The sequence below is a fragment of the Bradyrhizobium sp. LMG 9283 genome, assembly GCF_045571415.1.
Lineage (GTDB): Bacteria > Pseudomonadota > Alphaproteobacteria > Rhizobiales > Xanthobacteraceae > Bradyrhizobium.
This window is the reverse complement of record NZ_CP120691.1, coordinates 5,225,595-5,246,796: the sequence shown is the minus strand read 5'-3', so window position 1 is coordinate 5,246,796 and position 21,202 is coordinate 5,225,595. Positions and strand designations below refer to the sequence as shown.

General features: G+C 64.0%; 22 protein-coding genes. 15 read left to right on the top strand and 7 right to left on the bottom strand.

Features of this window, described 5'->3' with window-relative positions; all coding sequences use genetic code 11:
- Positions 1–48: 48 nt before the first annotated feature.
- Entirely contained in the window at positions 49–960 is a 912-nt protein-coding gene (locus P6U29_RS24875; protein ID WP_407112744.1) for a DMT family transporter, read from the top strand.
- Positions 961–962: 2 nt separating this feature from the next.
- On the opposite strand, the gene P6U29_RS24870 is transcribed toward P6U29_RS24875, so the two are convergent.
- The 5 genes from P6U29_RS24870 to P6U29_RS24850 all read right to left on the bottom strand — a co-directional run bounded on the left by P6U29_RS24870 (position 963) and on the right by P6U29_RS24850 (position 6,029).
- A complete protein-coding gene (locus P6U29_RS24870) occupies positions 963–1,355 on the bottom strand; it encodes a GFA family protein (protein ID WP_407112743.1) in 393 nt (130 codons plus the stop codon).
- 7 nt (positions 1,356–1,362) lie between these two features.
- Positions 1,363–2,109 carry an SDR family NAD(P)-dependent oxidoreductase gene (locus tag P6U29_RS24865; RefSeq protein ID WP_407112742.1) on the bottom strand — a complete coding sequence of 249 codons (747 nt, stop codon included), beginning with the start codon at positions 2,107–2,109 and terminating at the stop codon, positions 1,363–1,365.
- A 16-nt stretch (positions 2,110–2,125) separates the two neighbouring features.
- On the bottom strand, positions 2,126–2,857 hold the full coding sequence (locus P6U29_RS24860) for an SDR family oxidoreductase (protein WP_407112741.1): 732 nt from the start codon (positions 2,855–2,857) through the stop codon (positions 2,126–2,128).
- Positions 2,858–2,976: 119 nt separating this feature from the next.
- Positions 2,977–4,806: an IlvD/Edd family dehydratase gene (locus P6U29_RS24855; protein ID WP_407112740.1), complete on the bottom strand. Its 1,830-nt coding sequence runs from the start codon at positions 4,804–4,806 to the stop codon at positions 2,977–2,979.
- A gap of 122 nt (positions 4,807–4,928) precedes the next feature.
- Positions 4,929–6,029 (bottom strand): LacI family DNA-binding transcriptional regulator, encoded by a 1,101-nt coding sequence (locus P6U29_RS24850; RefSeq protein WP_407112739.1) that lies wholly within the window; start codon positions 6,027–6,029, stop codon positions 4,929–4,931.
- 201 nt (positions 6,030–6,230) lie between these two features.
- On the opposite strand from P6U29_RS24850, the gene P6U29_RS24845 reads away from it, so the two are divergent.
- The 12 genes from P6U29_RS24845 to P6U29_RS24790 all read left to right on the top strand — a co-directional run bounded on the left by P6U29_RS24845 (position 6,231) and on the right by P6U29_RS24790 (position 17,843).
- Positions 6,231–7,298 (top strand): ABC transporter ATP-binding protein, encoded by a 1,068-nt coding sequence (locus P6U29_RS24845; protein ID WP_407112738.1) that lies wholly within the window; start codon positions 6,231–6,233, stop codon positions 7,296–7,298.
- 52 nt (positions 7,299–7,350) lie between these two features.
- A complete protein-coding gene (locus P6U29_RS24840) occupies positions 7,351–8,670 on the top strand; it encodes an ABC transporter substrate-binding protein (RefSeq protein ID WP_407112737.1) in 1,320 nt (439 codons plus the stop codon).
- 100 nt (positions 8,671–8,770) lie between these two features.
- The gene (locus P6U29_RS24835; protein WP_407119419.1) at positions 8,771–9,688 is read left to right on the top strand and encodes a carbohydrate ABC transporter permease; all 918 of its coding nucleotides are present in this window, start codon (positions 8,771–8,773) and stop codon (positions 9,686–9,688) included.
- Positions 9,681–10,607 carry a carbohydrate ABC transporter permease gene (locus P6U29_RS24830; RefSeq protein WP_407112736.1) on the top strand — a complete coding sequence of 309 codons (927 nt, stop codon included), beginning with the start codon at positions 9,681–9,683 and terminating at the stop codon, positions 10,605–10,607. Before P6U29_RS24835 ends, P6U29_RS24830 begins: the two co-directional genes overlap by 8 nt.
- A gap of 73 nt (positions 10,608–10,680) precedes the next feature.
- On the top strand, positions 10,681–11,667 hold the full coding sequence (denD, locus tag P6U29_RS24825; RefSeq protein WP_407112735.1) for a D-erythronate dehydrogenase: 987 nt from the start codon (positions 10,681–10,683) through the stop codon (positions 11,665–11,667).
- A 24-nt stretch (positions 11,668–11,691) separates the two neighbouring features.
- Positions 11,692–12,660, top strand: a complete 969-nt coding sequence (locus P6U29_RS24820; RefSeq protein ID WP_407112734.1) for a sugar kinase — start codon at positions 11,692–11,694, stop codon at positions 12,658–12,660.
- 11 nt (positions 12,661–12,671) lie between these two features.
- A complete protein-coding gene (gene eda / locus P6U29_RS24815; RefSeq protein ID WP_407112733.1) occupies positions 12,672–13,322 on the top strand; it encodes a bifunctional 4-hydroxy-2-oxoglutarate aldolase/2-dehydro-3-deoxy-phosphogluconate aldolase in 651 nt (216 codons plus the stop codon).
- Positions 13,323–13,381: 59 nt separating this feature from the next.
- Entirely contained in the window at positions 13,382–14,551 is a 1,170-nt protein-coding gene (locus P6U29_RS24810; protein ID WP_407112732.1) for an acetyl-CoA acetyltransferase, read from the top strand.
- Positions 14,552–14,669: 118 nt separating this feature from the next.
- Entirely contained in the window at positions 14,670–14,876 is a 207-nt protein-coding gene (locus P6U29_RS24805) for a hypothetical protein (RefSeq protein ID WP_407112731.1), read from the top strand.
- Positions 14,877–15,000: 124 nt separating this feature from the next.
- Positions 15,001–16,200 carry a CaiB/BaiF CoA transferase family protein gene (locus tag P6U29_RS24800; RefSeq protein ID WP_407112730.1) on the top strand — a complete coding sequence of 400 codons (1,200 nt, stop codon included), beginning with the start codon at positions 15,001–15,003 and terminating at the stop codon, positions 16,198–16,200.
- 150 nt (positions 16,201–16,350) lie between these two features.
- The gene (locus P6U29_RS24795) at positions 16,351–17,487 is read left to right on the top strand and encodes a thiolase family protein (protein WP_407112729.1); all 1,137 of its coding nucleotides are present in this window, start codon (positions 16,351–16,353) and stop codon (positions 17,485–17,487) included.
- A complete protein-coding gene (locus tag P6U29_RS24790; protein WP_407112728.1) occupies positions 17,484–17,843 on the top strand; it encodes a Zn-ribbon domain-containing OB-fold protein in 360 nt (119 codons plus the stop codon). Before P6U29_RS24795 ends, P6U29_RS24790 begins: the two co-directional genes overlap by 4 nt.
- Before the next feature lie 356 nt (positions 17,844–18,199).
- Here P6U29_RS24790 and P6U29_RS24785 read toward each other — a convergent pair whose 3' ends face one another.
- Positions 18,200–18,397 carry a hypothetical protein gene (locus tag P6U29_RS24785; protein ID WP_407112727.1) on the bottom strand — a complete coding sequence of 66 codons (198 nt, stop codon included), beginning with the start codon at positions 18,395–18,397 and terminating at the stop codon, positions 18,200–18,202.
- Positions 18,398–18,427: 30 nt separating this feature from the next.
- Here P6U29_RS24785 and P6U29_RS24780 point away from each other — a divergent pair, with 30 nt between their 5' ends.
- Positions 18,428–18,955 carry a carboxymuconolactone decarboxylase family protein gene (locus P6U29_RS24780; RefSeq protein ID WP_407112726.1) on the top strand — a complete coding sequence of 176 codons (528 nt, stop codon included), beginning with the start codon at positions 18,428–18,430 and terminating at the stop codon, positions 18,953–18,955.
- Positions 18,956–18,982: 27 nt separating this feature from the next.
- Positions 18,983–19,285, top strand: coding sequence for a nucleoside triphosphate pyrophosphohydrolase family protein (locus P6U29_RS24775; protein WP_407112725.1), 303 nt, complete (start codon positions 18,983–18,985; stop codon positions 19,283–19,285).
- A gap of 66 nt (positions 19,286–19,351) precedes the next feature.
- Here the strand turns inward: P6U29_RS24775 and glsA are convergent, their stop codons facing one another.
- Complete coding sequence (glsA, locus tag P6U29_RS24770) at positions 19,352–21,199, bottom strand: glutaminase A (protein WP_407112724.1); 1,848 nt, start codon at positions 21,197–21,199, stop codon at positions 19,352–19,354.
- Positions 21,200–21,202: the final 3 nt, after the last annotated feature.

The window sequence follows — 21,202 nt, the reverse complement described above, 5'->3', positions numbered from 1 at the left end:
CGTTTCGGCGCGCCTCCTATGCTGCTCGCAAAACCGTTGGGAGGAGTCGTGGGCGAGATCCTTGGCGTCTTTGCCGCCGTGTTGTCGAGCGCGCTGGGCGGGACCTCCATCGGTGCCACGCGCTATCTTGTGGGGAGCATCGATCCGCTCGCGATCGGCTCATTCCGCTTCGGCATCGGCTTTTTCCTGCTGCTGCCGCTGACGCTGCTGCGCGGGGATCGTTGGCCGAAGCGAGGGGACTGGGCCGCCGCCGTCGGACTCGGCATTTTGTTCTTCGCGCTGTTCCCGATTCTGTTCAACGCAGCGCTGATCTTCACGACCGCCGCGCGCGGCGCGCTTGCTTTGTCGACGCTTCCGCTGTTGTCGCTCGTGATCGGGGCCGTTCTCGGCGCCGAAGCCCTGACCTGGCGCAAGTCCATCGGCGTCGTGATCGCGACGTTTGGCGTTGCGCTCGCGCTGCTCTCTGACCTCGCCTCGGCGCCAACAGGCGCCTGGCGCGGCGATCTCCTGATGATGGCGGCTGCGCTGTGCATGGCGCTGTACGGCATCTGGTCGAAGCCGCTGATCCGGCGCTCCAGTCCGATCGCCTTTACGACCATGAGCATGGCGGCGGGCGCGGCCTGCCTCATTCTGCTCTCGTATATCCGCGGTAGTTTTGCGCCTGTCGCTGGGTTCGGCATGCCACAGTGGCTGGGCGCCCTCTATCTGGGTGCCTTCGGTGCGGCGCTGACCTTCTATCTCTGGGCCTTCGCGCTGGAGCGGACGACGCCGACACGCGTCGCGATCTCCGTGACGGTCAATCCGATCACGGCATCGCTGGTCGGCGCCTGGCTGCTGAACGAACCACTACGCTGGAATTTGGCGGTCGGTATCGTCGCGGTGTTTGCCGGAATCTGGATCGCGACGACAACGGGACGACGCGCTCAGGTGGCGAGCGCGTCTGCGTCACACCAGACCTGACGTCACGCCGGGATTGTCATCTGATGCTGCGTCAGGCCATCATCGAGCTTCACCCAGGCGAGCTTTTCCGACACCCAGATGTGCTCGGTCGGCGCGAAGGCATTGCGATCGTCGAAAGTGGCGAGGGCGACGCCCGCCAGCGTGCCGTTGCGCCGCCAGGCGAACAGGCGCGTGCCGCAACGCTTGCAGAACACGCGGTCGATGTTCTCGGACGACGCGTAGCGGGCGGTCTCGCCCTCGACGGTCAGCGCGCGCTGGTCGAATTGCGCGCGAGCAAAATAGGGCGAGCCCATCGCCTTCTGGCAGATGCGGCAATGGCAGATGCGGACGTTGAGCGGCTCGCCCTCCGCCTTGAACCGCACTGCGCCGCACAGGCATCCGCCTTCCCGGATCATGACGTCCTCAATAGGTTGCGCGCCCGCCGGAAATATCGAAGACGGCGCCGGTCGAGAACGTGCAATCCTCGGATGCAAGCCAGCTCACCATCGCGGCGAGCTCTTCCACCAGCACGAAGCGCCCCTTCGGGATCTTCGACAGCATGAAGTCGATATGCTGCTGCGTCATCTGATCGAAGATCGCCGTCTTCGCTGCCGCCGGCGTCACAGCGTTGACGAGGATGTCATGGGCGGCGAGCTCCTTGCCGAGCGACTTCGTCAGCGCGATCAGGCCGGCCTTGGAGGCCGAATAGTGCGAAGCGTTCGGGTTGCCTTCCTTGCCGGCGATCGAGGCGATGTTCACGATGCGCCCGTATTTCTGCTTGAGCATTTCGGGCACAATCGCCTTGCAGCAGATGAAGGGGCCGTCGAGGTTGATGCGCAGAACTTTCCGCCATTCCTCCAGATCGGTCTCCCAGACCGGCTTGTTGACGCCGGCGATGCCGGCATTGTTGACGAGGATGTCGATCTTGCCGAAGGCGGCGAGCGTCGCATCGCGCGCGGTCTCCACGGCGGTCGTGTCGGTGACGTCGACCTTGAAGACTTTGCTCTCGCCGCCGATTTCCTTTGCGGTCTTCTCGGCCAGCGTGGCATCGAAATCCCAGATCGCGACCTTGGCGCCGGAGGCGACAAAACGCTCGGCGATGGCGCGGCCAAAGCCCTGCGCGCCGCCCGTGACGACAGCGACGCGGCCGTTGAGATCGATCTTGTTCATGCCGGGGCCCTTGGCGTCAGAGCATGTAGCCGCCGTCGACGACGAGGTCGACGCCGGTGGTGAAGGCGCTCTCGTCGCTGCCGAGATAGACCGCCATCGCCGCGATCTCCTCGGCCGTGCCGAGCCGGCCCATCTTCTGGCGGGAGATGAACATCTCCTTGCCCTGGGGTCCTTGCGCCGCGGCGCGGTCGAGCATCGAAGGCGTCTCGACGGTGCCGGGGCAGATCGAGTTGCAGCGGATGCCCTTGGTGATGAAGTCGAGCGCGACCGCGCGCGACAGCAGCGACACTGCCGCCTTCGACGAGCTGTAAACGTAGCGGTTCGCCGGCGGCCTCAAGGCCGCGCAGGACGAGATGTTGACGATGCTGCCGCCGCCGCCCGCAATCATGTCGGGCAGGAAGGCCTTGATGGTCCGGTGCATCGACTTGACGTTGAGGTCGAAGGAGAAGTCGAAATCCTCTTCCGAGCATTCCAGGATGGTGCCGTGGTGCACGAAGCCCGCCGCATTGAGCAGGATGTCGATCTTGCCGACGCGCTTGGCGAAGGCGTTGACGTCGGCGGTGTTGCGCACGTCGAGCTTGGCGACTTCGGTGATGCCGTCCTTGGTCAGGCTCGCGATGCCGGCTTCGTTGATGTCGGTGGCGATGACGGTTGCGCCTTCACGCGCGAATGCGATCGCGCAAGCGCGCCCGATGCCTGCTGCCGCTGCCGTGACGACGGCGCGCTTTCCCTTGAGGCGGTCTGCCATATTGTTGTTCTCCTCACCTTAAATCTGAATGCCGTAGCCCGGATGAGCGCGCAAGCGCGACATCCGGGAACGGAATGTCCCGGGTGTCGCTTCGCTCACCCGGGCTACGTGTGCCTAGTTCAGTGATTATCGCGCGCTACGCCAAACGTGCCGGCGACGTTCTGGTATCGCGTGGCGAGTTCCATGCAGGCGCCGGTCGACTGCTGGCCGACGGTGTTGCGGTAGATCTCTTGCCACGGCGTCTGGTTCGGCGGATGCTTGAAGCCGCCATTGGCCTTCAGCTCGGCGTGGCGCTTCTTCAGCTCCTCGTCCGAGATCAGGATGTTGGCGCTGCCCTTGTTGAGGTCGATGCGCACATTGTCGCCGGTCCTCAGGATCGCGAGGCCTCCATTGGCGGCGGCTTCCGGCGAAGCATTGAGGATCGAGGGCGAGCCCGAGGTGCCGGACTGACGGCCGTCGCCGATGCAGGGCAGGGACAGGATGCCGCGTTTGATCAAGGCTGCCGGCGGCTGCATGTTCACGACCTCGGCGCCGCCGGGATAGCCGATCGGGCCGGTGCCGCGGATGAACAGCACGCAGCGCTCGTCGATGTCGAGCGCGGGATCGTCGATCCTCTCGTGGTAGTCCTCCGGACCCTCGAACACGATGGCGCGGCCCTCGAAGGCGTTCGGGTCCTTCGGGTTGCTGAGATAGCGATTGCGGAATTCCTTGGAGATCACGCTGGTCTTCATGATCGCGGAATCGAACAGGTTGCCCTTCAGCACCAGGAAGCCGGCATCCTTCACCAGCGGCTTGTCGTAGGCCCAGATCACGTCATTATCGGGCTCCGGCGCAGTCTTGCAGTTCTCGCCGATGCCGCGGCCGTTGACCGTGATCGCATCCTCATGGATGCGCTTATGCTTCATCAGCTCGCGCACCACGGCGGGCACGCCGCCGGCGCGGTGGAATTCCTCTCCGAGATAAAACCCGGCCGGCTGCATGTTGACCAAGAGCGGCACGTCGTGTCCGAATTTCTGCCAGTCCTCGATCGACAGCTCGACGCCGATGTGGCGGGCGAGGGCGTTGATGTGGATCGGCGCGTTGGTCGAACCGCCAATCGCCGAGTTGATCACGATGCAGTTCTCGAACGCCTTGCGGGTCAGGATGTCCGAGGGTTTCAAATCCTCCCAGACCATCTCGACGATGCGCTTGCCGGTCTCGTAGGCGATCTGGCCACGCTCGCGATAGGGGGCGGGGATCGCCGCGCAGCCCGGCAGCGAGAAGCCGAGCGCTTCGGCAAGCCCGTTCATGGTCGAGGCGGTGCCCATGGTGTTGCAATGGCCGACCGAGGGCGCCGAGGAGGCCACGATCTCCATGAACTCTTCATAATTGATCTCGCCGGCCGCGAGTCGCTCGCGCGATTTCCAGACGATGGTGCCGGAGCCGGTGCGTTCGCCATTGTGCCAGCCGTTCAGCATCGGGCCGCCCGACAGCACGATCGCGGGCAGGTTCACGGTGGCCGCCGCCATCATGCAGGCCGGTGTGGTCTTGTCGCAACCGGTGGTGAGCACCACGCCGTCGAGCGGATAGCCGTAAAGGATCTCGACCAGGCCGAGGTAAGCGAGGTTGCGGTCGAGCGCCGCGGTCGGGCGCTTGCCGGTCTCCTGAATCGGGTGGGTGGGGAACTCCATCGCGATGCCACCGGCCTCGCGGATGCCTTCGCGGACGCGGTGCGCGAGCTCGATGTGGTGGCGGTTGCAGGGAGAGAGGTCGTTGCCGGTCTGGGCGATGCCGATGATCGGCTTGCCGGATTGAAGCTCGGCGCGGGTGAGGCCGTAGTTCAGGTAGCGCTCCATATAGAGCGCGGTCATGCCCGGATTATGCGGGTTGTTGAACCATTCCTGCGAGCGAAGGTGGCGGCGAGTACCGTTGCTGCCGGCGGCATGCCCATTGGTTGGTTTCTTTGTCATTGGTTTCTCCTGCAATGCAAACGCACTGGCGTCCGTCTCATGATGTCGGCAAGTGCGACACCTAACGGCGCGAGCGAAGATTTGCCTTCCCGCTGGCGGGTCGTTTCCTCACGACTCCGATACTAGTCGTGGCTACTTGGTAACGCTATCATTTTGTTCGCGGCACCCGCGCCGGAAACGGCTGGCCTGCCGTCCGAACGTCGCGCCGACGAGCTTTGCCGCTCGATCACCTTGAAGCCGAGATCGAGCACCGGCTGCTCCGGGCGCCGGCCCTCGATCGCCTCGATGAGCATGGTGGCCGCGGTCTTCCCCATCTCGTAACGGTTGGTGCGGACGCTGGTGAGGGTGGGGACGGCGGAGGCCATGAATTCGAGGTCGTTGAAGCCGACGATCGCGATCTGCCCGGGGACCACGATCTCCCGGCGGCGGCATTCGAACAGCACGCCGAGCGCGAGGTCGTCATTGGCGCAGAACACCGCATCGATGTCGGGCTCCCGCGCCAGGAGATCGGTGAACAGCGCTCCGCCGAGCGTCACCGAAGTCGGTGTGGCCGTCGTGACGACGAGGCGCTGATCGAACAGTGCGGCGTCTTTCATCGCCGAGACATATCCGTCCAGCCGCCGCTGCACCCTGGGGTCCATGCGTGCGCCGACGAAGCCGATCTTGCGGTGACCTTGTTCGAACAGGTGCGCAACCGCTGCGCGGGCTGCATCATAGTGCGAAAAGCCGATCATCATGTCGACCGGATCCGGGCCGATCTCCATGATCTGCACGATCGGGCAGTCCGCGGCTTCCAACATCGCGCGGGACTCCGCGGTCTGATCGATGCCGGTGACGATCAGCCCGGCCGGCTTCTGCGCCAGAAACAGGCGCAGCAACTTCTCTTCCTGGAGAATGCTGTAGCGCGTGTTGGACAACTGGATCGAGTAACGGCTGCCTTCGGACGCGTCATAGATGCCGCGCAGAACGTCCGAGAACACATTATTGGTGAGAGAGGGGATCAATACACCGATGACTTCGGTGCGTTGCGAGGCGAGTGCTCGTGCGGCAAGGTTGGGCACATAGCCGAGCTCCTTGGCGGCGCTCTCGACTCGCGTCCGCTTGGCGACCGACAGGGCCTCCGGGTTGCGGAAGAAGCGGGACGCGGTAATCGGGCTGACGCCGGCGAGCTCCGCCACTTCGGCCAGCCGGATTTTGCCTGACTTGGTGCGTTTTCGACCCATTTGCTGCTCTTAACACAGTCAGTCCCGCAAACAAAGGAACGTTGACAGCGCTACCAGCAACGACTAACCAAAGACAAATTGCCAAAACCGCACAAACTACCGACAATGTCGCCCGTTAAGATCGGGCTTCGTTCGGTGAAGTCTGAAAACAAGACGGTCGCGGCGCTAGGAGGCGCCGTGGACTTTCGAGGAGGGAACTAGATGTCGTCTGTGCAAATCCGCGACGTGCGGAAATCGTTCGGCAATTTTGAGGTCCTGCACGGCGTGACGATTCCGATCGAGGACGGCCAGTTCGTCGTCCTGGTTGGCCCCTCCGGCTGCGGCAAGTCGACGCTTCTGCGCATGCTCGCCGGCCTTGAGAACATCACCTCCGGCACGATCTCGATCGGCGACCGCGTCGTCAACAATGTCCAGCCCAAGGAGCGGGACATTGCGATGGTGTTCCAGAACTACGCGCTCTATCCGCACATGACGGTGGCCGACAACATGGGCTTCTCGCTCAAGTTGCGGAATGCCAGCACCGACGAGATCAACAAGCGCGTCAAGCGCGCCGCCGAGATCCTTGCGCTGTCGCCGCTGCTCGACCGCTATCCGCGCCAGCTTTCCGGCGGCCAGCGCCAGCGCGTCGCCATGGGCCGTGCCATCGTGCGCGATCCGCAGGTCTTCCTGTTCGACGAGCCCTTGTCGAACCTCGATGCCAAGCTGCGCGTCGCCATGCGCACCGAGATCAAGGAACTGCACCAGCGGCTGAAGACGACGACGGTCTACGTCACCCACGACCAGATCGAGGCCATGACCATGGCCGACAAGATCGTCGTCATGCATGACGGCATCGTCGAGCAGATGGGTACGCCGCTCGAGCTCTACGACAAGCCCGACAACCAGTTCGTCGCCGGCTTCATCGGCTCGCCCGCGATGAACTTCCTCAAGGGCCATGTGCGCGTCAACGGCGTTGCCACCTTCGAGGGGCCGAACGGCGTCAAGCTGCCGCTCAAGACCGCGCCGACGGCGTCGGACGGCCGTCCCGCCGTCTATGGCGTGCGGCCCGAGCATTTCACCATCGCTGACGACGGTGCCGAGGCCGAGATCATCGTGGTCGAGCCGACCGGCTCGGAGACGCAGGTGTTCGCAAAGCTTGGCGGCGAGCAGGTCGTCGCGGTCTTCCGCGAGCGTCACCAGTTCAATCCGGGCGACAAGGTGCGGCTGAAGCCCGACCCCTCGCTGGTACATCTGTTCGACGATGCGACGGGCAAGCGAATGAACGCCTAGCGCATAAGACGACAAGGCATAAGACAACAAAAAGCATCACAGGGAGGACGACATGCAAGACTTTACCCGCCGGTCTCTGCTTCAAGGCGGCACGGCTTTGGCTGCGACCGGCATGCTGACCGGGCCGGCACTGTTCGACTTCGCCAAGGCCTGGGCGCAGAGCGCGCCCTGGAAGGCGGAGCCCGGTGCCAAGCTGACCGTGATGCGATGGAAGCGCTTCGTGCCGGCGGAAGACGACGCGTTCAACGCGATGGTGGCGGCGTTCAAGGCAGCGACCGGCACCGAGATGAACGTATTCAGCGAATCCTTCGAGGACGTGCAGCCAAAGGCCTCGGTTGCGGCCAATACCGGCTCCGGGCTCGATCTCGCCTGGGGCCTGCACACGCTGCCGCAGCTCTTCCCCACCAAAGTGCTGAAGATGAACGACGTCGCCGATTATCTCGGCAAGAAATACGGCGGCTGGACCGATGCGGCCGCCAAGACCTGCAAGCTCGGCAACGACTGGCTCGGCATTCCCGTCGCCACCAACGGCGGCTACATGACCTACCGCAAGTCGGCGCTCGACAAGGCCGGCTTCAAGGAATTCCCGAAGGACTTCCCCGGCTTCCTCGAGATGTGCAAGGCCCTGAAGGCGAACAATACGCCCGCCGGCTTCGCGCTCGGTCATGCCTCGGGCGACGGCAATTCGTGGCTGCACTGGGTCCTGTGGGGGCACGGCGCCTACACGGTCGACCAGAACGATAAGATCATCATCAATTCGCCGGAGACGGCGAAGGCGCTGGAATATTGCAAGTCGCTGTACGACAACTTCATCCCGGGCACGGCGTCCTGGAACGACTCCTCCAACAACAAGGCGTTCCTCGCCGGCGAGCTCTATTGCACGGCGAACGGCATCTCGATCTACGTCGCCGCCAAGACCGATCCGAGCAAAAAAGAGCTGACCGAAGACACCTATCATGCGCTCTGGCCGGTCGGGCCGGTCGGCAAGCCGACCGAGCTGCAGCTGGCGCTGCCGATTCTCGCCTTCAACTTCACCAAATATCCAAACGCAGCGAAGGCCTTCGTTGCCTTCATGCTGGAGAAGGAGAACTACGAGAAGTGGCTGGACGGCGCGCAGGGCTATCTGACGCAGACCTTGAATGCGTATGAGACGGCGCCGATCTGGAAGGCCGATCCCAAGAACGAGGTGTTCTCGCAGGCCTCCAAGCGCACCCTGCCGGCGTCCGGCATCGGCACGGTGGGCGAGAAGGCGGCAACCGCAATCGCCGACTTCATTGTCGTCGACATGTTCGCCAACTACTGCACCGGCGCCAAGGACGCGAAGGGCGCGATGGCGGAAGCCGAGCGCCAGCTGAAGCGCATCTATCGCTGACAGTCACAGAGCGGGCGGCAGTCTCGCCGCCCGCTCGTCAACATTTCGATCAGGGATATCGGGCATGGCTGATGTCGCAATTCCCCGGGCCAAGCCTCAGATGAGCGAGGACAGCGCCTGGACCCAGCTCAAACACAATCGCAACTGGCTCGGCTTCTGGTTCATGTTGCCGGCCATGGCGTTCCTGATCTTCTTCCTGGCCTATCCGCTGGGGCTCGGCATCTGGCTGTCCTTCACGGACACCCGCATCGGCAGGGTCGGGCACTTCGTCGCCACCGAGAACTATGAGTGGCTGTGGGACGATTCCATCTTCTGGCTATCGGTGTTCAACACGCTGCTCTACACCTTCGTCGCCAGCGCCTTCAAATTCGGCATCGGCCTCTATCTTGCGCTGCTATTGAACGAGAACATGCCGTTCAAGGCGATGCTGCGCGCGATGGTGCTGATCCCCTTCATCGTGCCGACGGTCCTCTCGGCGTTAGCCTTCTGGTGGATCTTCGACTCGCAATTTTCGATCATTTCCTGGTCGCTGAAACATCTCGGACTGATCAGCCAGAATATCAACTTCCTCGGCGATACCACTTGGGCCAGAATTTGCGTTATCTTCGCCAACATCTGGCGTGGTGTTCCGTTCGTAGCGATCACGCTGCTCGCGGGGCTGCAGACCGTCTCGCCGTCGCTCTATGAAGCCGCAACGTTGGATGGCGCAACGCGCTGGCAGAATTTCCGCTACATCACCTATCCGCTGTTGACGCCGATCATCGCTGTCGTCATGACCTTCTCGGTGCTGTTCACCTTCACCGATTTCCAGCTGATCTGGGCGATGACACGTGGCGGTCCGGTCAACGCGACGCATCTGATGGCGACTCTGTCTTATCAGCGCGCGATCATTGCGGGGCAGCTGGGTGAGGGTGCCGCGATCTCCAGCGCCATGATTCCTTTCCTGCTCGCGGCCATCATGATTTCGTGGTTCGGATTGCAGCGCCGCAAGTGGCAGCAGGGAGAAAGCAATGACTGACCTGCCCACCAGATCCATCGATCTCAAGGCCGTATTGTCCGCCTCGTCGCCGACGGCCGATCACAGCGAGGGCATGAGCTATCTGCAGTCGGTGCCGCGCAGGATCGTTACGCTCTATCTGCCGCTCGCGATCATCGTCTTCATCCTGCTGTTCCCGTTCTACTGGATGGCGCTGACCTCGGTGAAGCCGGACGAGCAGCTGCTCGACCTCGACAAGTACAATCCGTTCTGGACCTGGAATCCGACGTTCAAGCACTTCCACAAGCTGCTGTTCGAGAGCTATTATCCGCACTGGCTCTGGAATACGATGTACGTGGCGATCTGCGCCACGGTGCTCTCGATCATCGCATCGGTGTTCGCGGCCTACGCTATCGTGCGGCTGCGCTACAAGGGCGCCAATCTCGTCGGCGGGCTGATCTTCCTCGCCTATCTGGTGCCGCCTTCGATCCTGTTCATTCCGCTCGCCACCGTCGTGTATCAGTACGGCCTTTTCGACTCCCCACTGGCGCTGATCCTGACCTATCCGACGATCCTGATCCCGTTCTCGACCTGGCTGTTGATGGGCTATTTCAAGACCATTCCGTTCGAGCTCGAGGAATGCGCGCTGATCGACGGGGCGAGCCGCTGGCAGATCCTGATCAAGATCGTCGTGCCGCTCGCCATTCCCGGCCTGATCTCGGCCTTCATCTTCTGCTTCACGCTGTGCTGGAACGAGTTCATCTACGCCCTGACGTTCCTGCAGTCGACCAGCAACAAGACGGTGCCGGTGGCGATCGTCAACGAGTTCGTGGACGGTGACATCTACCGCTGGGGCTCGCTGATGGCGGGCGCACTGGCCGGCTCGCTGCCGCTCGTGATCCTTTACGCCTTCTTCGTGGAGCATTATGTGTCGGCGATGACCGGCGCCGTGAAGGAATGATCGCGGGGCTTGCCGTGGGCGCATCAGGAGCGGTGCGCTCCGGTCAATAAGCCAATAAGAAGGAGTTAAGCTCTTGCACATTCTGGTTCTCGGCGCCGCCGGCATGGTCGGCCGCAAACTCTGTGAACGGCTGTTGCGCGACGGCCGGCTCGGCAAGAGCGACATCACCAAGCTTACGATGCACGACGTGGTCGAGCCCAAGAAGCCGGAGAAGGCCGGCTTCCCGGTCGAGACCATGTCCGGCGATTTCGCTGTGCCCGGTGCAGCCGAGAAGCTGATCGCCGGCCGCCCCGACGTGATCTTCCATCTCGCCGCGATCGTCTCCGGCGAGGCCGAGCTCGATTTCGACAAGGGCTATCGCATCAATCTCGACGGCACGCGGATGCTGCTCGATGCGATCAGGCTTGTTGGCGGTGGCTATAAGCCGCGCGTCGTCTTCACGTCCTCGATCGCGGTGTTCGGCGCGCCGTTCCCGGATGCGATCGACGACGAGTTCTTCCACACGCCGCTGCTCAGCTACGGCGCCCAGAAGGCGATCGGCGAACTCCTGCTCGCCGACTATTCGCGCCGTGGCTTCCTCGATGGCATCGGCATCCGCCTGCCGACTATCTGCATCCGGCCGGGCCTGCCCAACAAGGCGGCATCGGGCTTCTTCTCCAACATCCTGCGTGAGCCGCTCGCCGGCAAGGAAGCGATCCTCCCGGTGTCCGAGGACGTCCGCCACTGGCATGCCACGCCCCGCTCCGCGGTCGGCTTCCTGCTGCACGCCGGAACCATGGACCTCGCCACGGTCGGTCCGCGCCGCAATCTGACCATGCCGGGCCTGTCGGCCACGGTCGGCGAGCAGATCGCCGCCTTGAAGCGGGTTGCCGGCGAGAGGGTCGCCGCGCGCATCAAGCGCGAGCCCGATCCCTTCATCGTCGGCATCGTCGGCGGCTGGCCGCGCAATTTCGATGCCAAGCGTGCGCGCGAGCTCGGCTTCACCACCGCCGAGAAGAATTTCGACGATATCATCCGCATTCACATCGAAGACGAGCTCGGCGGCAATTTCGTCGCCTGACCTCCGACTGAGCGGGCTCCAGTAATGGCGAGCGTGGCTTGCATCGGCGAATGCATGGTCGAGCTCAGGCAGGCGCAAGGAGGCGCGTCTGCCGGGCAGGGGGGCGGCCTGTACTCACGCGGCTTCGGCGGCGACACCCTCAATACCGCCGTCTATCTGGCGCGGCTCGAGGTCAAGGTCGACTATCTCACCGCACTCGGCGATGACGCCCTGAGCGATGAGATGATCGCGGCCTGGCATGCGGAAGGCGTCGGCACGCGGCGCGTCGTGCGGCTGCCGGGCAAGCTGCCCGGCCTCTACATGATCCAGCTCGATGCCAAGGGCGAGCGCCAGTTCTTCCACTGGCGCGACAGCGCGGCGGCGCGCCAGCTGATGAGCCTGCCGGAGACGGACGAGCTGCTCAACTCGCTGATGAGCTACGACATCGTCTATCTCTCCGCGATCACGCTGTCGATCTACGATGGAGCCGGACGCGAGCGCCTGTTCGCGGCAATCAAGCGCGCGCGCCTGCTCGGCACCTGCTTCGTGTTCGATACCAATTTCCGCGCGCGGGGCTGGCCAGATCGCGACGTCGCCCGCGAGGTCTTTGCCACGGCGTTTGCGGCCGCCGACATCGTGCTGACCTCGACCGAGGACCTGCTCGCGCTCTATCCCGGCGAGAGCCACGAGCAGCTCATTGCGCGTATCCCCACGCCGGAGCTGGTGTTCCGCCTCGCCGAGCCGGTCAGCCTGCTGCGTTTCCCCGGCGGGACCAGCGAGGTCCGCGCCGAGCCCATGACCAAGCCCGTGGTCGACACCACCGCCGCCGGCGACAGCTTTGCTGCCGCGTACATTGCCGCCCGCCTCGCCGGCGCCGAGCCGGTCGAGGCCGCCCAGGCCGGGCATCGCCTCGCCAGTATCGTGATCTGCTATCCCGGCGCCATCATTCCGGGCTATGCCATGCCGCCGAAGAAGCGGCACCGGCCGGCGGCCTCTCGCCAAGCGACCAAGTGAAATCGAGCCCCATGACCACGACTGCTCAACAGAACCACCTCGCCGCGCTGCTCAAGGCCGCGACCGTCATTCCCGTCCTCACCATCGAGCGCATCCAGGATGCCGTGCCGCTGGCGCGTGCGCTGGTCGCCGGCGGCGTCCGCACGCTGGAGGTGACCCTGCGCACCGCCGTCGCGATCGAGGCGGCGAGGGCGGTGATGGCCGAGGTCCCCGAGGCGGTCGTCGGCATCGGAACGATCCTCAACCCGGCCGATTTCACCCGTGTCGAGAAGCTCGGCGTCGCGTTCGGCATCAGCCCGGGCCTGACCCCCGATCTCCTCAAGGCCGCAACCGACAGCTCCTTGCCATTCGCGCCGGGCATTGCCACGGCCTCCGAGCTGATGATGGCGCTGTCCTACGGCTTCGACGTCGCAAAGTTCTTCCCGGCGGAGCAGGCCGGCGGCATCAAGGGACTGCGCGCCCTCGGCGGACCGTTCCCGAACGTGCGGTTCTGCCCGACCGGCGGGGTCGGTGAGGCCAACGCGGCGACCTGGCTGGCCGAGCCCAACGTGGTCGCGGTCGGCGGGTCCTGGCTTTGCCCAACGGCGGAGATCCGGGCCGGGAACTGGGCCGGCATAACTGCCATCTGCCAGCGCACGCTTCAGGCCCTGAAAGCCGCGTGAAGTCTTGCCATCCCTGGGTTAAGACTTAGCTCAGGAAGAGATCCCAGGGAGAAATGACCATGACCGCCAGCATCGTCGGATGGGCGCATACGCCGTTCGGCAAGTTCGACACCGAAACCGTCGAAAGCCTCGTCACCCGCGTCGCCAATGAGGCGCTGGCGGATGCCGGCATTTTGGCCAGCGACGTCGACGAGATCGTGCTCGGCCATTTCAACGCCGGCTTCTCGCCCCAGGATTTCACCGCTTCACTGGTACTCCAGGCCGACCCCAATCTGCGTTTCAAGCCGGCGACCCGCGTCGAGAACGCCTGCGCCACGGGCTCTGCCGCCGTGCACCAGGGCCTGCGCGCGATTGCCGCAGGGGCTGCCAAGATCGTGCTGGTCGTCGGCGTCGAGCAGATGACGCGCACGCCTAGCGCCGAAATCGGCAAGAACCTGCTCAAGGCGTCTTACCTGCCGGAGGACGGCGACACCGTCGGCGGCTTCGCCGGCGTGTTCGGCAAGATCGCCAGCTCCTATTTCCAGAAATACGGCGACCAGTCCGATGCGCTGGCGCTGATCGCGGCCAAGAACCACAAGAACGGCGTCGCCAATCCCTTCGCCCAGATGCGCAAGGATTTTGGCTTCGACTTCTGCCGCGCCGAGAGCGAGAAGAACCCTTACGTTGCAGGTCCCCTGAAGCGCACCGACTGCTCGCTGGTCTCCGACGGGGCCGCGGCGCTGGTTTTGGCCGATGCCGAGACCGCCAAGGGAATGACCAAGTCGATCGGCTTCCGCGCCACCGCGCACGCCCAGGACTTCCTGCCCATGAGCAAGCGCGACATCCTGCAGTTCGAGGGCTGCACGGTCGCCTGGCAGCGCGCGCTGGAGAAGGCGGGCGTGACCCTATCCGATCTCTCCTTCGTCGAGACCCATGACTGCTTCACCGTCGCCGAGCTGATCGAGTACGAAGCGATGGGCCTGACGCCGAAGGGGCAGGGCGCCCGCGCCATCAAGGAAGGCTGGACCCTCAAGGACGGCAAGCTGCCCGTCAATCCGTCCGGCGGTCTGAAGGCGAAGGGCCACCCGATCGGCGCCACCGGCGTGTCCATGCATGTGATGACCGCGATGCAGCTCGCAGGGCAGGCGCCCGAGGGCATGCAGCTCAAGAATGCCAAGCTCGGCGGCATCTTCAACATGGGCGGTGCGGCGGTTGCCAATTACGTTTCCGTGCTGGAGCCGCTGAAGTAAGCTCAGTCCTGGAGATGGGCAAAGGCGCGCATGCGCCGCGCCCATCCCCCTTACGCTAGATCATGGTGGGCTCCTCTGGCCCCCTTAATGCTCTTGATTGATTTTCAGGGAATGCATCATGAGCAATGAATACGAAACGTCACTGTCGATGGACGCACTCAACGAGCGCATCGCGATCCTCGAGGACAACATCCGCCAGCTCATCGAGCAGGCCGCTGCCGCCTCGGGCGAGCAGAACGAGTCGCGGATTGCCGATCGCATCAACCAGCAGAACGACGAGCTCGACCGTCTCATCAAGATCCGCGAATCTCGCCAGAAGAAATAGCGGCCGATCTCGCCGAGCGATGCATGTCGCCATACGCCGGTCGCCCTTGCGCGAGCGGCGGCACTGCCGTTAGCTGGACCGAAATCGCGAGGGCATGTGAGCCCCGCGCAATCGGGAGCGAACGATGGGGCCGCTGAAGGGCATCAAGATCGTCGACATGACCACCGTGCTGATGGGGCCTTATGCGACCCAGATGCTCGGCGATTACGGCGCCGACGTCATCAAGGTGGAATCGCTCGACGGCGACGTCACCCGCCTGATCGGCCCAACGCGACACGCCGGCATGGGCCCGGTGTTCCTCAACACCAACCGCAGCAAGCGCTCGATCTGCCTCGACCTGAAGAAGCCCGCTGGCCGCGAAGCCGTGCTGCGGCTGCTGAAGGACGCCGACGTCCTGGTCTACAACGTCCGTCCGCAAGCCATGACGCGGCTTCAGCTCGGCTACGATGTGGTCTCCGAGATCAATCCGCGCCTGGTCTATGCCGGCGTGTTCGGCTTCGGTCAGGAGGGACCCTATGCTGCAAAGCCCGCTTATGACGATCTGATCCAGGGCGCCACCGCGCTGCCCGCGCTGATGGCGCAGACCGGAGACGGTGTGCCGCGCTACGTGCCGAACGCACTGGTCGACCGCATCGTCGGCCTCACCGCCGTCGGCGCGATCTGCGCCAGCCTCGTGCACCGCGACCGCACCGGCCGCGGCCAGCGTCTGGACATCCCGATGTTCGAGACCATGGCCGGCTTCGTCATGGGCGACCATATGGGCGGGCTCACTTTCGAGCCGCCGCTCGACAAGGGCGGCTATGCCCGCCACCTCTCGCGCGACCGCAGGCCGTACAAGACCTCGGATGGCTATCTCAGCGTCATCGTCTATAACGACAAGCAGTGGGAGAACTTCTTCAAGGCGACGGGGCGCGACGACCTGCGCGCCGACCCCAAATTCTCAACCTTCGCCGGCCGTGCCGCCAATATCGATGTCGTCTACGCCGAGCTCGCGCGCATCTTCGAGACGCGGACCACGGCCGAATGGATCGACCTGCTGACGAAAGCCGATGTGCCGGTGATGCCAATGCACGATCTCGCCTCGATCCTGCACGACGAGCATCTGGAGGCGACCGGCTTCTTCCCTGTCGTCATCCATCCGACTGAAGGTCCGATCCGCAGCATGAAGGTGACGGCGAGCTGGTCGGAGACTGAGGCCGAACCGGTGCGGCTGGCACCTCGGCTCAACGAGCACGGCGCGGAGATTTTGCGCGAGATCGGCTACTCCCAGGACGAGATCGCCGCCATGGTCCGCGACGGCGTCACGCGTGCGGCGCCGGAGTAGGGAAGTAGAGATGACCACGCCTCTCTCATCCGTCATTCCGGGGCGATGCGTCAGCATCGAACCCGGAATCTCGAGATTCTCAGGTGCGCAAGGGCGCACCAGAGTTCGGTCCTTCGGGCCGCCCCGGAATGACGAGGAGGAGAGAGCACCATGAGCTTCATCACCGGCGTCGGTCTGACCCGTTTCGGCAAGCACGACGGCTCGTCCTCGCTCGACCTCATGAGCAAGGCCGCGCAAGCCGCGCTCGACGACGCCGTGTTGAAGCGCTCCGAGATCGACGGCGTCCTCTGCGGCTACTCCACTGTCTCGCCGCACATCATGCTGGCCACCGTGTTCGCCGAGCATTTCGGTATCCGCCCGTCCTATGCCCACGCCGTGCAGGTCGGCGGCGCCACGGGGCTGGCGATGACCACACTCGCACATCATCTCGTCGAAGGCGGTGTCGCGCGCAACGTTCTCGTCGTTGCCGGCGAGAACCGCCTCACCGGCCAGAGCCGCGATGCCTCGATCCAGGCGCTGGCGCAAGTTGGCCACCCCGACTACGAGGTGCCGCTAGGTCCGACCATTCCCGCTTATTACGGCCTCGTTGCTAACAGATACATGCATGAATATGGCGTGAGCGAAGAAGACCTCGCCGAGCTCGCCGTGCTGATGCGCGCCCACGCCTGCACCCATCCCGGCGCGCAATTCCATGATCCCATCACGGTCGCCGACGTCATGGCCTCGAAACCGGTCGCGATGCCGCTCAAACTGCTCGACTGCTGCCCGGTGTCCGACGGCGGCGCGGCGTTTGTCATCAGCCGCGAGCGAACGGGCGAGGCCGGCGTGCGCATCCGCGGCTGCGCGCAAGCCCACACACATCAGCATGTCACGGCCGCGCCCGGCCTCAGTGAGCTCGGCGCCGAGATCTCCATCGCTCGTGCGAAGGAAGCTACGGGCCTTGCGATCTCCGACGTGCGCTATGCCGCGATCTACGACAGCTTTACGATCACGCTCGCGATGCTGCTGGAAGACCTCGGTCTCGCCGATCGCGGCGAGGCGGCCGCGCGCGTGCGCGCCGGCCATTTCGGCCGCAACGGCGAGATGCCGCTCAATACCCATGGTGGCCTGCTCAGCTACGGCCATTGCGGTGTCGGCGGCGCCATGGCGCATCTGGTCGAGACGCATTTGCAGATGACGGGTCGGGCAGCTAGCCGCCAGGTGCGGGATGCGTCCATAGCGCTGCTGCACGGCGACGGCGGCGTGCTGTCCTCCCACGTGAGCATGTTCCTGGAGCGGGTGCGATGAGTGAGCGGCTGGCCGACTGGACCAAGGGCGAAGAAGCTATCACGTACCAGACCTGCACCGCGTGCGGACACGTTCAATATTTCCATCGCGCCTTTTGCGCGGCCTGCGGTGCGTCCGATCCGCGCGAGCACCGCGCCAGCGGCAAGGGCAGGGTCTACGCGACGTCTCTCGTCTGCCGCGCCGCAACGCCCGAGACGCGCGCGCACGTGCCCTACAACATCCTGCTGGTCGATTGCGTCGAAGGCTTCCGCATGATGGCGCATGGCGACAACGGACTTGCCATCGGCGATTCTGTCGTCGCGAGGTTCAAATCCTTTGCCGGGAACCTCGTGCCGTTCTTCACGAAGGACGCCTAGAGCGTTTTTGAGCGAATTGGAAACCAGTTCGCGTCGGGAAAGCGCATCGAGACTGGAAGCTAAAGCCCCATCCCGCTTTGGTCGGAACGAGGCTTTAGCCCGATTCGCCATTCGGGGGCGGTCCTGGGGACCGAACCTGGAACGGGATTCTGGGTCTGGCGCTGTGCGCGACGCCACCCCGGAACGACGAAAACTCTCAACCTCAACGCAACTAACGCCCGTAGAACAAGATGCTGGCGATGACGAGCATCGCCGTCACCGCCAGCATATGCGCGAGCGCTCCCGAGGCCGCCCCCTTGGTGGCTTCCTTCATGCCTTTTTCTCCCTAGACTTGGGCGTGACTCATCGCTGCGCGACTAGCGCACACGACGGCCAATGATTTTTACTCGGAACACCCCTTGCGAGTATTCGCCGCGATTTGTCCCCACACGGCGAATATCGACTGTGTCAGGGTCGATCAGCAATGCGGCGGCAATTTGACTCGATGTTGTTGCTCCTGCGTCGGCGCGCGAATAGAGTCTTTGGGAACTTTCGCCGACGGCGACAAGAAGCATCAAAAGATCAGGGAAAACTTCAGGAAAATCATGGCCCGCCTTCAGTACAGCGACCCGTCCAAGGCATCCGACCGCACGCGCGAAATCCTCGACAAGAACCGTCATGCCAACATCTTCCGCATGATGGCGCACTCGCCGAGCTATTTCGAGCAGTACTGCCGCTTAGGGGGCGCCATCAGGCACAAGGGCGAGCTCGATCCGATCTTGCGCGAGCTCGCGATCACGCGCACCGGAATTTTGTGCGAGGCTCCGTACGAGATCGTCGCGCACAAGCGGATCGGCAGGAATGTCGGCGTGACCGACGCGCAGAACGAGGCGCTCGAGAACTGGCAGGCCGCGTCTTGCTTCAATGAGGTGCAGCGCGCCGCGCTCGCCTTTACCGACGAGATCGTGAAGCTGAAGAAGCCGACGGACGCGACCTTCAAGGCGATCGCATCGAAGCTGACGCCGGCCGCATTGGTCGAATTGCAGCTCTCGGTCGGCTTCTACATCATGACGTCAAAATTCCTGGAGACCTTCGAGATCGATCTCCAGCCCGTCACCGAAGTGGTGGGTTGAATCGACGCAAGCGGCGAGGGATGCCCTATGACGATCGATGAATATGCGGTGTGGGCCGCGAGCGTTGCGAAAGTCGATGAGCATCCGTCCAACGAGCGGCTCTCCTATCTCGGCCTTGGCCTTGCCGGCGAATCCGGTGAGGTCGCCGACCACATCAAGAAGCTGCTGCGTGACAACTGGCTCGACCAGGCGGGTCTCGTCGATGAGCTCGGCGACGTTATCTACTATTGGGCCTGCCTGTGCGCGGCGACTGGCCAGCAGCCGTCCGAAGTGCTGAAGGCAAGCGCTGCCAAGATCAAGCGACGACTGAGCGAGGCGGCGAGCCGCTAGCGCGGGGTAGGAGCGAGTGGCCCGGATCACCTCTCCCGTAGGGGAGAGGTGAAGAACGTCGGCCGCTCACGTCGATGTCAGAATGTCGACCTTCGCGTTGGCGACGATGAGGCGGTCGGCCAGCAGCTGGGCCAGATTGCGCATGATGCATTCGCTGGCGCGCGGGTGCTGCTTGCGGAAGCGCTCGAAATCCTTCAGCGGTATCTCGAATGCGGTCGCCGCTATGTCGGCGAACACGTCGGCGGAGCGGGTCGGCTCCAGCAGCGCCATCTCGCCGAACGCCATGCCGGCGGTGAGCGTCGCCAGCCGTACGCCATCGGGCAAGGTGACATGCACCGCGCCGCTGCGTAGGAAGTACAGGGCATCAGCGGGATCACCGGTTGCGAGAATCTTCGCGCCGGACTGATAGGTCCTGATGGTGCAGAGCGAGGCCAGATCAGTCAGCTCTTCCTCGCTCAGCCCCGCCAGCAGCGGCTGCTCGGCAAGCTCGGTGGTCTCGTGAAAATCGATCGAGCCGCCGTAGCGATAGACAATCTGGTCTTCGGCCCATTCGATCGCGGTGTCGAGCAGGTAGAAGTCGCGCACGTTCTTCAGCTCTGCGGTCCATTCCCGCAAGCTGTTCCATTCCTTGGAGGTGCGCCGCACGCCTGACAAAACCACCGTGACATTCAGCGTGGCCAATTCCTCGAAGGCTTCCGCCACAAGCCGCGCGCCGGCGCGCGTGGTCGAGGTCACGCGGTGAAGATCGAAGATCACGAATTGCGGTCGCGGCCGGCCTGCGAGCCGGCGCGAGACGTAGTCGACCGCCGACAGCGACAGCGTGCCGACCAGTTCGATGATGCGCACCTCTTGCTCATGTGCCGCCAAAATCTCGCGCTCCTGCGGGCGGCGGACGCGGCGCGACGGGCTCTTGCCGATGTCGTAATCTGCGATGACGGCGTTGCGGGCGTCGTCGCTGCGGTTGAGCATGTGCAGGTCGTAATGCGAGGACAGCGCCTCGCAGACCTTAATGCCGCGCACGCTGTTGCCGTGCTTGTCGAGCTTTGGCGAATAGCTGCCGAGCCCGAGGCGGGCAGGGAGCGCGGCCAGAATGCCGCCACCGACGCCGCTCTTGGCGGGAATGCCGATCCGGTAGATCCACTCGCCGGCATAGTCGTACATGCCCGAGGATGTCATCACCGAGAGCGTGCGGGAGATCGCGTAAGCGCTCAGCACCTGCTCGCCGGTCACAGGATTGATGCCGCGATTGGCGAGTGTCGCCGCCATCACCGCGATGTCGCGTGCGGTCACCAGCACTGCGCATTGCCGGAAATAGACGTCGAGCACGGCGGCGACGTTGTCGGAGATTATCGCGTTGGTCTTGAGCAGATAGCCGATGGCGCGGTTGCGGTCGCCGGTCTGGCTTTCGGAAGCATAAACGGCCTCGTCCACGGCAAGGTCCCGGCCGGCAAAGCGGCTGAGCGCGGCGCGAATCTGCTCGAAGGCTTCCACGCCCTTGCTGTCGTAGATTAGCCCGGTGCAGGCGATGGCGCCGGCATTGACCATCGGGTTGAACGGATGGTTCTCGGAATTGAGCCGGATCGAGTTGAACGGATCGCCCGAGGGCTCGACGCCGATCGCGCTCTCGACCTTGCTTGCGCCCAAAAGGTCCAGCGCCAGCGCGAACACGAAGGGCTTTGACATCGACTGGATGGTGAAGGGCACCCGGCTGTCGCCCACTTCATAGACATGCCCATCCAGTGTGGCGAGGCTGATGCCAAAATAGGCAGGGTCGGCCTTGCCGAGTTCGGGAATGTAGTCCGCGACATGACCCGAGGTTTCGGCGGAGAATTCACTAAGGCAATTGTCCAGAAACCGCAGCAAAGGCGGTTTCGAGCGGGTCCAAGCGGAGGCGGCGGGCAGTAGCGGCTTCATCGC

What these genes read in the sequence shown, in the direction of transcription:
- P6U29_RS24870 (WP_407112743.1), bottom strand. Translation starts at nt 1,355, where the DNA reads ATGATCCGGGAAGGCGGATGCCTGTGCGGCGCAGTGCGGTTCAAGGCG.
- P6U29_RS24865 (WP_407112742.1), bottom strand. Translation starts at nt 2,109, where the DNA reads ATGAACAAGATCGATCTCAACGGCCGCGTCGCTGTCGTCACGGGCGGC.
- P6U29_RS24860 (WP_407112741.1), bottom strand. Translation starts at nt 2,857, where the DNA reads ATGGCAGACCGCCTCAAGGGAAAGCGCGCCGTCGTCACGGCAGCGGCA.
- P6U29_RS24855 (WP_407112740.1), bottom strand. Translation starts at nt 4,806, where the DNA reads ATGACAAAGAAACCAACCAATGGGCATGCCGCCGGCAGCAACGGTACT.
- P6U29_RS24850 (WP_407112739.1), bottom strand. Translation starts at nt 6,029, where the DNA reads ATGGGTCGAAAACGCACCAAGTCAGGCAAAATCCGGCTGGCCGAAGTG.
- P6U29_RS24845 (WP_407112738.1), top strand. Translation starts at nt 6,231, where the DNA reads ATGTCGTCTGTGCAAATCCGCGACGTGCGGAAATCGTTCGGCAATTTT.
- P6U29_RS24840 (WP_407112737.1), top strand. Translation starts at nt 7,351, where the DNA reads ATGCAAGACTTTACCCGCCGGTCTCTGCTTCAAGGCGGCACGGCTTTG.
- P6U29_RS24835 (WP_407119419.1), top strand. Translation starts at nt 8,771, where the DNA reads ATGAGCGAGGACAGCGCCTGGACCCAGCTCAAACACAATCGCAACTGG.
- P6U29_RS24830 (WP_407112736.1), top strand. Translation starts at nt 9,681, where the DNA reads ATGACTGACCTGCCCACCAGATCCATCGATCTCAAGGCCGTATTGTCC.
- P6U29_RS24820 (WP_407112734.1), top strand. Translation starts at nt 11,692, where the DNA reads ATGGCGAGCGTGGCTTGCATCGGCGAATGCATGGTCGAGCTCAGGCAG.
- eda (WP_407112733.1), top strand. Translation starts at nt 12,672, where the DNA reads ATGACCACGACTGCTCAACAGAACCACCTCGCCGCGCTGCTCAAGGCC.
- P6U29_RS24810 (WP_407112732.1), top strand. Translation starts at nt 13,382, where the DNA reads ATGACCGCCAGCATCGTCGGATGGGCGCATACGCCGTTCGGCAAGTTC.
- P6U29_RS24805 (WP_407112731.1), top strand. Translation starts at nt 14,670, where the DNA reads ATGAGCAATGAATACGAAACGTCACTGTCGATGGACGCACTCAACGAG.
- P6U29_RS24800 (WP_407112730.1), top strand. Translation starts at nt 15,001, where the DNA reads ATGGGGCCGCTGAAGGGCATCAAGATCGTCGACATGACCACCGTGCTG.
- P6U29_RS24795 (WP_407112729.1), top strand. Translation starts at nt 16,351, where the DNA reads ATGAGCTTCATCACCGGCGTCGGTCTGACCCGTTTCGGCAAGCACGAC.
- P6U29_RS24790 (WP_407112728.1), top strand. Translation starts at nt 17,484, where the DNA reads ATGAGTGAGCGGCTGGCCGACTGGACCAAGGGCGAAGAAGCTATCACG.
- P6U29_RS24785 (WP_407112727.1), bottom strand. Translation starts at nt 18,397, where the DNA reads ATGCTTCTTGTCGCCGTCGGCGAAAGTTCCCAAAGACTCTATTCGCGC.
- P6U29_RS24780 (WP_407112726.1), top strand. Translation starts at nt 18,428, where the DNA reads ATGGCCCGCCTTCAGTACAGCGACCCGTCCAAGGCATCCGACCGCACG.
- P6U29_RS24775 (WP_407112725.1), top strand. Translation starts at nt 18,983, where the DNA reads ATGACGATCGATGAATATGCGGTGTGGGCCGCGAGCGTTGCGAAAGTC.
- glsA (WP_407112724.1), bottom strand. Translation starts at nt 21,199, where the DNA reads ATGAAGCCGCTACTGCCCGCCGCCTCCGCTTGGACCCGCTCGAAACCG.